Below are 12,812 nucleotides of genomic sequence, written 5' to 3'. Positions count from 1 at the left end.
CGATGCAGGAGGCTTTGTGAGTTCCTTATCAGCATGATGGGTGGCTTACACGGTCCGTAGATAACTTTTATTAAAATTATTGAAAATAAAAATAGACATGACACTGATTGAAATAAAGGACGCACTTTCGAGAGCTCAAAAAGGGATTTTGCAATACACTGAACTGATGCGTCTTTTTGCAATGGTCGATGTGTCCGACGATGCAAAATTTCAGCGAGCATACAATGCTTTCTATCGTGTTCAACGTCGTCAGGAGAGTTGGTATCGAGGCTACTATAGTCTTATGCAAAGTCTCAAAGGGAAAAACTCTACCTTCAGCGACATTCTTGATGAGATTTATCGGTTGACAGGGAGATATGAGCCTTCTTTTGCGAGCAAACTTCTTGCCACCATAGATCCATCAAAACCCGTCTGGGATCGCTTTGTCTTAGAAAACAGCGGACACAAAGCACCAAGCTACTCCCATAAAGAAAAGTTTGAACTTGCCAAGAAGGTATATGCCTCCCTTGAGAAGTGGTATTCGGAGTTTGTCGACTCCGCAGACGGTCAGAATTGTATTGCGGAATTTGATCGCACGGTTGTCTCTGACTTTTGCTTTACCGATGTTAAGAAAGTTGACTTTATTCTTTGGCAAACAAGGAAATAGCGTATTGCAAAGCATATGTCGACGATTCAGCCATTCGCTGAGGCGTTGTATTGGTGTCTTAACTTGAACAGAATTCGTTGGAGCACTGCAGGCCTTTGAATTGTAGAGCAAATCCAATCAGGAAATTAAAGGCAAATTTGTGGCACTGGAAGCGTGTTTTAGCGCATTCCAGCGCACCCAATCAATCAGACTCTGCAACACCTTCCCTTTACTTTCGGATGCTTGGCTAATCTGAAGTCGCTAAAAAGAACAGATTCGAAAAACGCAGTGCCTGAAGGCTGAGTTTAACCGTGTCAATGAGGTGCTCGATAATCAGCGAATGGCACCGGCCAACTTTGTCACGTCGACCAAGTGAGCTAAGCCTTCATCCGCGATCACCGCGATATTTATTCAATCCGGCGCCTTTGCAAGATGGGCGGGAGCATCCCTGCGGCAATTATGCGTAATGCAACGGCTCGCGAAACGCGCGCACAAAGGAAAGCAGGCACGGCTAGAAAGTGAAGCTGTCTATGGCTACCACAAAATATTCGATTTATTGCAAGAACCTTTATTACGGTGCGGAATTAGCTGGCTACGCCACCTGATGTGTGCCCAAAGGGATTCGTTCTAGGACGGGCTATGCCAAGCGAAAGGAAAAGCGCGGCGGTTTGCCGTCAGTGATAGCCCGCGATACTCTGCAGCGGGAATTCGATATGGCTAGGTCGAACGAAATGTGGGCCACTTACATCACTTATTACGTACGTATGAGGGGGCGGCTATTACGATTCCCAAGGGCTAAAGCCTGCAGGGATGATAACGGATTAAATCCAGAGGAACGGCCACAGCCTGGCACTTCTACAATATCAGTCGGTCATCCTCTACATGTAATTTTCGCGGATATATGACTACGGGCCATTCGGGCCGGAATGGCTGCTACAGGCTGGTATGTCCGTTGAATTTTATTCCCTGTATTCAGTGTGACATTTGGATAGTTTTTCTTTATGGAAAAAATGCCATAATAAAAACTTAAATAATCCGAAGCAAATTAATATACATATATCTCTGCTCTGGAATATTCGGATTCTCGGGATCGGTGTGGCGCCGTAATTCTGCTATGTGGCCTGCGGATTGTCGGGAACTCAGATGGGAGATTTCAAAGCCGTCGGTTTGTATCTCCGGTTTTTCTATCGAATCCCGGGCGTTACCGGGAGCGAGGAATATGTTGTTTATCAATTCTTTTAATTCTGGGCATAGATAGCGGCTATCGGATACCGCTTTTCGTGGCTATTTTTTCACTTTAATTCCTGTTCAGATTACGGGAGTTCTGCGTGTTCACAGTATGAATCAGACCGAGCGTCTTTACCGAATCGACCAGTTACTACATGAGCGTGCTGTCGTCCCACTTGGAACGTTTTTGCGCGAACTGGAAGTCTCCCATGCGACGTTCAAGCGTGATCTTGACTACTTGCGGGGACGGCTGAACGCGCCCATCGAATGGGATCGCGATGCCGGTGGCTACAGGTTCGGCGTTGCTGGTGCAGGGGGGCAGTACGAGCTGCCCGGGTTATGGTTCAATCCCGCAGAAATCTATGCACTTCTCACCATGCGCCAGTTACTGAGCAGCCTGGGCCCAGGTCTGCTGACCGCACAGGTCGAGCCCCTGCTGGCGCGAATGCGGCTGCTGATGGGAGAAGAGGGAGTCTCGATCGATGTGTTCGAGCAACGTATCCGCATCCTGCGTCTGAATGCCAGAACCTGCGAACCGGAGCATTTCATGCCGGTTGCGACGGCGGTGATGAATCGCAAGCGCCTGCTGATCTCGCACCATAACCGCTTTCGCGACGAGACACTGCAAAGGGAGATTTCGCCCCAGCGGCTTACGCATTATCGGGAGAATTGGTATGTCGATGCATGGTGTCACCTACGAAACGAGATACGCAGCTTCGGACTGAGTGCCATGTGCAGCGTAACTATTACCGAGGATTCTGCCGTTGAAGTGTCCGCTGCCGAACTGGGTGCGGTTCTGGATTCCGGGTACGGAATTTTCGGCGGGAGAGAAATCCAGTGGGCCGAACTAGTCTTTTCCCGAGAGCGGGCCCGCTGGGTCAGTCAGGAGACCTGGCACGACAGGCAGGAATCGTGGTTCGATGACGAGGACTGCTACCACCTGCGTTTCCCCTACAGCGATCCCCGGGAAGTTTCGATGGATATCTTGCGTCACGTTCCCGAGGTCAGCGTTGTATCGCCTAGCAGTCTACGTGAGACCGTGACTGACCTGCTGCATGCAGCACTGAAAAGAATCTGACGCTGGCTCATCCTGTGAGCTAGCCGTGTTCCAGAATGAGTGCTTCGCTAGATAACCGGTGCGCCTGAAGCAGTTCCAAATTACGTGGATCTTTTTTTGTACTCTCCTAATTACATCTCTGTTCTGCCTGCATACCGGTTACCCGGTGCGCAGCACCCGCGTCCGTATGAATCGCCGTCCGATGTCTGCATCCTGCAAGCATATCCTCCGCAGGCTCCTGCAGCATCGCATCTTAGTGCCAGTGCAGTAGATGCCTTTGGCCCGATGCAGGTGGACATCTGATGCAGGTTCAGAAACGTCTCAGCCCTCTATTCTGTCTGGCACTTAAGGTGGGCGCAGTTGCAGCGGTTCTATCGCACATCCGGAAAGGTGAGCCGGTCGACGGGAGGAGTCCCGCGGGACTTACGCCGCTGATGATTGCAGCGACGAATGGCCAGCTTGATGTCTGTGCCGCTCTGCTCGGCGCCGGAGCTGATCCTTCTGCTATCGGTGCCGGCAATAGGACGGCCGCCGAAATGGCGGCCGATCTCGGGTTCGACGCGATCGGAAAGCTGCTCCGGACAGGCGGCGATCACGAAGTTGCTCGGGGGCATCGGGAGAGCGCATTTACAGAAGGGAGTGATTCGGTTGCGCATCGGACAGCGACGCCGGCACAAACTGCCGTGTGCTCAGGTGAAGACGGGCAGGGTTTCCTTCCGCAAGGGTTAGCGGTATTGGCTTTTGACGGGGAGGTTTCAGCGGAAGATACTTCGGTCGAGCCAAGTGTAGCTCACATTATGGCCGATCAGGGATGGTGCGCTGTTTTGCCAGATGCAGCTTCCGTTGCCATTTCCGCCCCCGTCTCGCCGACCATATCCGATACATATCTGCGGAGATATGCCGATTCTCCTGAATGCGAGAATCCGGTATTTTCGGAGATAGTAGGCGGGTTGGAGTGCGTTGCGGCGGAAGCTGATTCTGTATCGGACCCAGAGCCGCAGTCTGCTGCGCTTATCGCGGATGCCGACCCTGATTACGAACCAATCGAGTACGATAACTGGCTCCCGTCCGAAGAGATATTGCGCCCGGCAAATGATCTTACGTGCGTCATTTCTGCGGATATTGCGCAGAATCTTATTTCGAAGCATCGCCGTGTCAATACGGATGCAGCTTGGTCCGAGGCCGAATTCGATCTTCCCGCACTGTTCTGGCGCGCAGCAAGGCTTGACGACGATACCTATCCGGCAATTGCGGATCTGTTTCGTGCAGGAATCGCGGATGGATTTGTTACATGGGAACATTTTTCCCGAGCGCTCAATGAAGATTTCGGAGATGACCTGTCACATGCCGGAGAGCTCGTCCGGCGACTGCTGGGTGACCTCGGTGTCGTCGTGGAAGATGGCAGCCTCTACTGTTTCAGCCTTCACCAGAAGCCGGTAGACGAAGACGCGGTGAGGGAAGCGCTTGATTATTTCGATGCGGACCTCTCGCGGCATGCTGATATCCATTACACGTATATGGCGGAGGCTCAGCGTTTCGGTATTATTGACAAGGATGCCGAAATCAGACTTGGGCAGCGTATGGATGGCGCGCTTGCTATTCTTGCCGATGCGCTGGTGCAGCTTCCTGGCGAAATGTGGGCGCAAGTCTGTGGCGGAAGCAACTCTCACCTTACCTCTTCTGATTCGGGGGAAACCGACGAGCTATCGCCAGTGGTGTCCGCAGTTCCTGCCGAAGAAGAAACCGCGAATGCCGACGACGAGATAGCCGGTGTTGGTTTTCTCGAATATGTTGATGCGCTCAGAGCAGGAGTCCCGCCACGTAGCAGAGAGATTGCGATGCCGCGGCCGGCAGCATCCGAAATCGCTTGCTTTCTAGCTGTCCTGAATCATTCCGATATCACGGTCCGTCAGGCGGCTATCCATGCCATCCGTGATTATGAGCGCGCAAGAGATCAGCTTGTACACGCAAATCTGAGGCTTGTGATGCATCAGGCACGCAAATATCGCGGCCAGGGCCTGGAGGTAGAGGATCTGATACAGGAGGGCAATCTGGGACTCTTCAAGGCTGTCGAACGCTACGACTTCCGGCGCGGATTCAAATTTTCGACGTATGCGACCTGGTGGATCAAGCAGGGGATCTCTAGGGCAGTTGCTGACCAGGGGCGTCTTGTCAGGATTCCGGTTCACATGTGCGACAGAATAAGAGCCGTTAACAGGGTTAAAGCCGAACTTGAGTCACATGTGCCCGGAACTGCCAGAGCCGCGGAAATTGCAGTAAGAATAGGTCTTCCGCTCGACGAGGTACGGCGCGCGATGAAGGCCGACTCCGAAATCGTTTCTTTCGAAGATCTTGCGGCCGGTAGGGATTCCGATGCCGGATGGTACACCTATGACCGGGGAATTACTCCGGACCCGCTGCAGACCTTATCGGTCCGTAACCTGTCCGCATTGATTATGGGGATGCTGGATGCTCTTTCGAAGCGGGAGCGCGATGTGATCATTTTGCGATTCGGTCTTTCGGCGCTGGATCCGATGACACTGGAAGAGGTCGGACAGTATTTCAGTGTTACACGTGAACGGATAAGGCAGATCGAAGCAAAGGTTCTTTCCAGGCTCCGCCAGGAGTCTCGGGCGAAGCTGCTGCGCCCGTTCCTGCCGTCTGCCAGTGATTCCGACTAACAGATTTCTATCCCGTTTATATGACAACAACAAAATTCCGGAATGCACCACCTCGTGCCGGTGCAATGATCGAGGCTCTGCGTGGTCTGGGCTACAACACGGCGACTGCACTAGCCGACATTATTGATAACAGTATCGCAGCCCGCGCGCGCGCAGTTGAGCTTAACTTTGTCTGGGCGGGAGCACATAGCCGGATCGAGATCCGCGATGACGGCACGGGGATGAATGCAGCGGAGCTGGATCGGGCAATGCGGCTGGGGGAAAAGAATCCTCTAGACGTCCGTTCCGATTCCGATCTGGGACGGTTCGGTCTCGGGCTTAAAACCGCATCATTCTCGCAGTGCCGCCGGCTTACCGTTGCCACGGTCGGCGCGGATGGCCTGCAGTGCCTGCGCTGGGATCTTGATGTTCTTGCAGCCAGTGCGGATGATGGCTGGCATCTGCTGGAAGGTCCTGACGAAAGTTCCGCCAGTCTGGTCGAGTCGTTCGGCGCATCCGGATGCGGGACGCTGGTATTGCTGGAGGTTCTTGATCGCGTTGTGACGACCGGTTTCGGTGAGCAGGATTTCCTAGATCTTATCGACAGGGTAGAGGGGCACCTTGCGATGGTTTTTCATCGCTTTCTCGAGGGCACAAAACCGCGGCTACGGATCCGGATTAATGGCAGGGGGGTCTCGCCGTGGGACCCGTTCCTCAGCGGTCATCCCGCGAAGCCATGGCATTCTCCCGTGTCGACATTCGGCGCAACCTCCGGGGTCGAAGTCGAGTGCCATGTACTGCCTCACAAGGACCGGCTGACAGAGAAGGAATACGAGAGTGCGCAGGGACCCGACGGCTGGACTGCCCAGCAGGGGTTCTATGTGTACCGTAACCAGCGCCTCCTTGTGGCTGGAAGCTGGCTCGGTCTCGGGCAGCGCCGTGGGTGGACAAAAGACGAAGCGCACCGGCTTGCGCGGATCCGTCTCGATATTCCGAATTCGGCAGATGCTGACTGGAAGATCGACATCAGGAAGTCGACGGCGAGGCCGCCGGTGGCAGTCCGGGCCTGGCTGATCCGGCTTGCCGAGGAGACGCGGACTCGGGCGCGCAGAGCTTTTGCCCAGCGTGGCCAGGCACCGCGTGCACCGGGCGGCAAGGAGGTGTCGCAGGCATGGCGTGCTGACCATTTCTCCGGCGGTATGCGTTACCGGATCGACACGGATCATCCCGCCGTACGGGCAGTGCTAGATGAGGCTAACGGACTCCTGCCGCAGATCCGGGCCATGCTCCGTATTATCGAAGAGACGGTCCCAGTCCAGCGGATCTGGCTCGACACGGCAGAGAATCGAGAAACGCCCCGTACGGGATTTGCTGGTGAGCCGCCGGCGGCGGTTACCGAAATTCTGCATGTACTTTACCGCAACATGGTACGGATCAAGGGGATGTCGCCGGAGATGGCACGAAGCCGGATTCTGCTGAGCGAACCATTCCAGAATTACCCCGATCTCGTCGCTGCGCTTACGGACGACGAATGACTATTGGAGACTAAGAAATGACTGCAAATGAAGCCAACCGTATCAGCGTAATTAAGATTGTCCAGGAACTCCTCCTTGCCGAACCGGACAAGACGGCAATTACTCCGGCGCTAATTGCCGACAAGATCGCGATGGCGATCATGATGATGCCCAAGTGGGGGGAAGGGCTGGACAGAGAAAGCGTCACTGACGAACTGATCCGTCGTTTCAGCGTGTGGCGCGGTCAGGACAAGTCCCTCGTCAGCGAGGAGGGACATCTTCCGTGGCTGACTACCGACCGGAAGAAGGACTGGCGCTACTGGCAGCGTTACCGCGAGTTGCAGGAGCAGCGCATGGCATGGGATCCCGTCGATGGCATCGATAAATCGACGGACAGAATCCTTGGCATGCTCGAGGACCCGTTGCGCGAAGGTCCCTGGGACCGCCGCGGTCTTGTGGTGGGACATGTCCAGTCGGGCAAGACCGGTAACTATACCGGCCTTATCTGCAAGGCTGCCGATGCCGGATACAAGATCATCATTGTTCTGGCCGGGTTGCATAACAACCTGCGTTCGCAGACCCAGATGCGCCTTGACGAGGGTTTCCTTGGCTTCGAAACCAGTAACGACAATGATGGTCAGCGTGTGATCGGCGTGGGTAATATCGACCGGGATCCTGCGATCCGGCCACACTACGCAACCAACCGTACGGAACGGGGGGATTTTACCCGGAATAACGTGACCAATCTGGGCATTTCGCCGGAGCAGCGTCCGTGGCTGTTCGTGATCAAGAAAAACAAGACGGTACTGGCAAGACTCTACCGCTGGATCGAGGATCACGTTGCCAACGTAACTGATCCGGAGAGCGGTCGGAGAATGGTTACGCACCTCCCGCTACTCATGATCGACGACGAGGCCGATCATGCATCCGTAGATACCGGCGAACAGGTTTTCGGTGAAGACGGAAGCCCGGATGACGAACATCAGCCTACCGCAATCAACAGTTACATCCGGAAGATTTTGCATGTATTCCAGCGGAAAGCCTACGTGGGTTACACGGCAACTCCCTTTGCCAATATTTTCATTCACGAACGTAGTGCGACACAGCTGGAGGGGCCTGATCTCTTCCCTGCAGCTTTTATATATAACCTGGGGGCACCGTCGAATTATATCGGTCCCGCACGCGTGTTCGGTTTGAACGAAGGCGAAAGTCGCGAGGGGGGGCTTCCACTTGTGCGCGAAGTCGGGGATCACAACACTGACGGCGGGAAGTCGGGGTGGATGCCTACATCGCACAAGAGCAGCCACCGGCCGGTTGCCGACTCCGCTGCCGGATTGCCGGCATCCCTCTGCGAGGCAATCGATGCGTTCATAATCGCCTGTGCCGTGCGTCAGTTGCGGGGACAGAAAGGCGAGCACAGTTCGATGCTGATCCACGTCACGCGGTTCAATGCAGTACAGAGGGAGGTACACGCGACCGTCGAGACCTATGTGAAACACATCGAGCAGCGCCTGGCGCGCAGGGTCGGTCATGAACCTGTGCTGGAAAGGATGGAGACACTGTGGCACGAGGATTTCCTGCCAACCTGCTCTGCCATGCGGGACATCCTTCCCTCGGAAACTCCGGACGGTAATGTCGAATGGTGCGATGTCGTGGAAATTCTGCCGCAGATCCTTTCCGAAATCAGTGTCCGGATGATCAACGGGACTGCAAAGGATGCGCTGGATTACGCCGATAGTGCCGGTGGTCTGAAGGTCATAGCGATCGGCGGCGACAAACTGGCGCGAGGCCTGACACTGGAGGGACTCTGCACCAGCTATTTCCTGCGCGCTTCGCGGATGTACGACACCCTGATGCAGATGGGGCGCTGGTTCGGCTACCGCCCCGGCTACCTGGATCTCTGTCGCCTTTACACGACCTCCGATCTGATCGAATGGTTCGAACATATCGCCGATGCTTCGGAGGAGTTGCGTGACGAGTTCGACGCGATGGTCGAGAGCGGCGGGACACCGCGTGACTACGGCCTGAAAGTGGTCTCACATCCGGTACTGATGGTTACATCACGGCTGAAGATGCGTACTGCCCGCAGTCTCTTCCTTTCATTTAGCGGGCATGTCATCGAGACGGTCTCGCTGTACAAGGAGGCTCATGTTCTTAAGAGAAATCTTGATGCACTGGAATTACTGGTTGCTTCAATGGGGCAGGCACGGGAAATTCCCGAGCGGACGCGAAGTGGAAGCGTGGAGCGCTGGAACGGAGTCATCTGGAACGATGTCGGGTATGAACAGGTAACCGATTTCCTGGGAGCCTACAAGACACATACCGAGGCACCCAAGGCAAACAGCCAGTTGCTGCGCGAGTTCATCGTATCGATGGCGCGAACTGGAGAACTGACGTCCTGGACGGTTGCGATCATCGGCGGCGGTGTGGAGACGGATCCGATGGAATTCGGGAACGGGCTGTCCGTCATGAGGGCCAAGCGCACAAACAAATCTCCGGATGCAGGGCGCTATTCGATAGGCCGGTTGCTGTCGCCGAAGGACGAGGGCATCGATCTGGATGATGCAGCGTGGAGTGCGGCACTTAGCGAAACAAAAAGGATCTGGCTGGAAGAACCCGACCAGCTGAAAAACAAGACGGAACCGGTAGTACCCGGTGGCCGTTCGATGCGACGCATCAGGGGTTTCGGTGCGCACGGTGTCGAGGCCCATCCGGAGCGGGGACTGCTGATGATCTATCTGCTCGATCCGGTCGCTTCCGGGCTGGATGTCGCTAAGGATACTCCGCCCGTAGTAGCGTTTGGGATCAGCTTCCCGGGGAGCCAGTCGGGCGTCAAGGTCGAATATATGGTTAATAACATACTCTGGGAACAGGAATATGCCGCAGCCGATCAATGACCAGATTCTTGCTGCCTGGCGTGCACTGTCGGCAGGCGACAATGCCGATGGCTGGCGCAGTATCGCCATCTCGGGTGGTCGCGAGGGCAAGCTGCTGGCCGCGCGGCTCTTTCCGCAGAATTGCGAGGCGCTGCTTGCCGGTTTCGATGGTGTAAGCCTGCCCGCGTTGTCGCTGCTGCCATCCGGCAGCGGATTTCGTGTCGAACGCATTTCGACCGGCAATGCCGGAACCTGGCTTGCACTTGTCAGACAGCCGCAGGGGAGCGTCGATATGTTTGCAAGAATGGCTGCCGATCTGGTTTCCATCCTCTCCGAAAATCTGCAGGTCGGGGAGCAGCTACGGATGCAACTGTATTTAGGCAGAATCAGGGCATGGCAGCATTTTATGAGCAGCGGCGGCCGGACCCTGGGTCCTGAGGCGGAGCTCGGTCTTGCCGGGGAACTGCACTGCCTGGACATGCTGATCGATGCGGGAATTCCGGTAGGCAAGGTTGTCGAGGCCTGGCTTGGTCCGTTCGACGGCCTGCAGGATTTCGCGCTGGGGCATGGTGCAATCGAGGTCAAGAGCACGCTGGCCCAGTCGGGATTCCGCGCGAAGATTCTGTCACTCGAACAGCTGGATGATTCGGTACGCTCCCCGCTTTTCGTGTGCGGATGCCGTTTTGCCTGTGGCCCGACCGGCCAGACTCTCCCGGAGCGTATTGTGCGTCTACGCGAACGTCTGTCTGCGGACAGTGCTGCGTTCGCCCTTTTCGATAGCGCCCTGCTGCGTGCCGAGTATACCGACAGCGACGCACAGCATTACACGAGAGCTCTGGTCCCAGTGGAGGTCCGTTTTCTTGAAGTTAACGAAGCCTTCCCGCGCCTGCTTCCGGGAACTGTTCCCGATGGAGTGCGGGCGGTGCGTTACGAGGTTGAACTGGATAGTGTCCGGGGACGAGATATCTCCCTGGCTGAAGTGATTGAGATGATTGGATTAGGTTGAAATGGAACTGATAGATTTTCTGCACAAGGTGCAGCAGGAAGTGCAGGATGAGATTGCTGCACGTGCCAGCGAACCGGGGGAGGCGGTGCCTTTTCCCGAGCTGGTCTTTACGGAAACAGTGACTCGGCACATGGCGGAGATCGGGATGACTTTCGAACCCCAGATCTGCCATTTCCAGGCGAAGGTTGCCGGAGCCAATCTCCGTCTTAGCGGCTATTCTCTGTCGGAAGAGATGGACCAGCTGGATCTTTTTGTCAGCCTCTATTCCGGTACCGGCGAAATTACTCCGATTCCCGATGCAGAGACTATCAGGGCAGCGGAGCAGTGTTCGCGGTTCCTCTATCTGTGCGTTGAGGGGAAGCTTGCCAAGACGATGGACGAGTCGCATGATGCCTTTGCACTGGTACAGACAGTCGAGAAGGCCTATGAAGGGCTCGACCAGATCCGGATCTATATCCTGACCGATGGCAAGGCGAAGACGCGGAATTTTCAGCACCGCTTGATACAGGGTAAGACGGTCAAGCTGGAAGTCATGGATATCGAACGCCTGTTTAACCACTGGCAAGGCGGGAAGCCGCGAGATGAACTGGTTGTCAACTTCGGCGAGGTTTGCGGTGGCCCGTTGCCCTGCGTGTGGGTATCTGGTGACGGCGGTGAATACGACTATGCCATGACCGTCTTGCCGGGTGAAGCATTAAGATTTCTATACGAGAAATACGGTGCGCGCATTCTCGAATCGAATGTGCGCTCGTTTCTCAGTCAGACCAATGCCGTGAACAAGGGAATACGGGATACCTTGCGTGACCAGCCAGAACGCTTCATGGCGTACAACAACGGCGTAGTCATCGTTGCCGACGAAGCTCAGCTTGAACGCTCTGCGGACGGCGGTCCTGGGATCAGCTGGCTGAAGGGCATGCAGGTCGTAAATGGCGGCCAGACCATGGCTTCGATCTTCTTCACCAAGAAGAAAAATCCCGGCATCGATCTTCGACCCGTGCGCGTGCCGGCGAAGATTATCGTTCTGCGCCGCTCCGATACGGTGACCGAAGACCTGCTGATTGCCGATATCTCGCGCTACGCCAACTCGCAGAGCGCGGTGAAGGGCTCCGATCATTACGCCAACAAGCCGTTCCATATAGCTCTCGAAAAACTGGCAATGGCAACCTATTGCCCCGATGGCATCAGTCGCTGGTATTACGAGCGTGCTGCGGGAAGCTATAAAGTCATGCTGGAGCGCGAAGTCAAACGTCCTTCCGACCTCAAACGTATCCAGGCTTCGATGCCGGCAACGCGAAAGCTGACGAAGACGGATTTCGCAAAATACCTGAGTGCATGGATGCAGATGCCTGATCTCGTCAGCATAGGGGGGCAGAAAGCTTTCCCCATATTCATGAATCTGATGATGACGCCGGGTGCCAATGGTGCTCCCGTACTGCCTGACACCGTGCGTTACAAGCAGATGATTGCGCAGGTCATCATCTTCAAGGCGGCGACCCGTCTGATTAACCCCCGCTTTCCCGCTTTCAAGGCGAATGTGACGGCCTACACCGTTGCACTACTGTCGCGAATTCTGGGTAGCAGGATCGATCTGGATTATATCTGGCAGCAGCAGGGAATTTCTGCGGAACTCGGCGAACAGATTGTCACGTGGTCCGACGAGATTAATGCCCAGCTACATCTTACGGCGAATGGCCGTATGGTTTCGGAATGGGCGAAAAAGAAGGAGTGCTGGGCGCTGCTGTCAGAACATGGCTATTCCGTACCGCTCCGGAATATTCCGGAAGTACGACTTCCATAGCAGAGGCGATCCTGCGGATTGCCGGATTACAGAGAAAATTGGCGGACCA

Annotated in this window: 7 protein-coding genes; all 7 read left to right on the top strand. The window is 55.3% G+C overall.

Features of this window, described 5'->3' with window-relative positions; genetic code table 11:
* Nucleotides 1–97: 97 nt before the first annotated feature.
* A complete protein-coding gene (locus tag GTP23_RS12660; protein ID WP_161035444.1) occupies nucleotides 98–646 on the top strand; it encodes a hypothetical protein in 549 nt (182 codons plus the stop codon).
* Nucleotides 647–1,964: 1,318 nt separating this feature from the next.
* Nucleotides 1,965–2,930, top strand: coding sequence for a helix-turn-helix transcriptional regulator (locus tag GTP23_RS12655; RefSeq protein WP_161035443.1), 966 nt, complete (start codon nucleotides 1,965–1,967; stop codon nucleotides 2,928–2,930).
* Between the two features lie 281 nt (nucleotides 2,931–3,211).
* Entirely contained in the window at nucleotides 3,212–5,590 is a 2,379-nt protein-coding gene (gene mzaA, locus GTP23_RS12650; protein WP_161035442.1) for an MZA anti-phage system associated sigma-70 family RNA polymerase sigma factor MzaA, read from the top strand.
* A gap of 65 nt (nucleotides 5,591–5,655) precedes the next feature.
* A complete protein-coding gene (gene mzaB / locus GTP23_RS12645; RefSeq protein ID WP_161035441.1) occupies nucleotides 5,656–7,104 on the top strand; it encodes an MZA anti-phage system associated ATPase MzaB in 1,449 nt (482 codons plus the stop codon).
* A gap of 17 nt (nucleotides 7,105–7,121) precedes the next feature.
* Nucleotides 7,122–9,980: an MZA anti-phage system associated Z1 domain-containing protein MzaC gene (mzaC, locus tag GTP23_RS12640; RefSeq protein ID WP_161035440.1), complete on the top strand. Its 2,859-nt coding sequence runs from the start codon at nucleotides 7,122–7,124 to the stop codon at nucleotides 9,978–9,980.
* The gene (mzaD, locus tag GTP23_RS12635) at nucleotides 9,961–10,965 is read left to right on the top strand and encodes an MZA anti-phage system associated PD-(D/E)XK motif protein MzaD (protein ID WP_161035439.1); all 1,005 of its coding nucleotides are present in this window, start codon (nucleotides 9,961–9,963) and stop codon (nucleotides 10,963–10,965) included. The genes mzaC and mzaD overlap by 20 nt, the downstream gene beginning before the upstream one ends.
* 1 nt (nucleotide 10,966) lies before the next feature.
* Nucleotides 10,967–12,763 carry an MZA anti-phage system associated AIPR family protein MzaE gene (gene mzaE, locus GTP23_RS12630; protein ID WP_161035438.1) on the top strand — a complete coding sequence of 599 codons (1,797 nt, stop codon included), beginning with the start codon at nucleotides 10,967–10,969 and terminating at the stop codon, nucleotides 12,761–12,763.
* Nucleotides 12,764–12,812 lie beyond the last annotated feature (49 nt).

Origin of the sequence: Duganella fentianensis (assembly GCF_009857835.1) — a bacterium.
In the GTDB taxonomy this organism is placed as follows: Bacteria; Pseudomonadota; Gammaproteobacteria; order Burkholderiales; family Burkholderiaceae_D; genus Rugamonas; species Rugamonas fentianensis.
The sequence above is the reverse complement of the archived record's forward strand: the minus strand, read 5'-3'. Positions and strand labels throughout refer to the sequence as shown.

What these genes read in the sequence shown, in the direction of transcription:
- GTP23_RS12660 (WP_161035444.1), top strand. Translation starts at nt 98, where the DNA reads ATGACACTGATTGAAATAAAGGACGCACTTTCGAGAGCTCAAAAAGGG.
- GTP23_RS12655 (WP_161035443.1), top strand. Translation starts at nt 1,965, where the DNA reads ATGAATCAGACCGAGCGTCTTTACCGAATCGACCAGTTACTACATGAG.
- mzaA (WP_161035442.1), top strand. Translation starts at nt 3,212, where the DNA reads ATGCAGGTTCAGAAACGTCTCAGCCCTCTATTCTGTCTGGCACTTAAG.
- mzaB (WP_161035441.1), top strand. Translation starts at nt 5,656, where the DNA reads ATGATCGAGGCTCTGCGTGGTCTGGGCTACAACACGGCGACTGCACTA.
- mzaC (WP_161035440.1), top strand. Translation starts at nt 7,122, where the DNA reads ATGACTGCAAATGAAGCCAACCGTATCAGCGTAATTAAGATTGTCCAG.
- mzaD (WP_161035439.1), top strand. Translation starts at nt 9,961, where the DNA reads ATGCCGCAGCCGATCAATGACCAGATTCTTGCTGCCTGGCGTGCACTG.
- mzaE (WP_161035438.1), top strand. Translation starts at nt 10,967, where the DNA reads ATGGAACTGATAGATTTTCTGCACAAGGTGCAGCAGGAAGTGCAGGAT.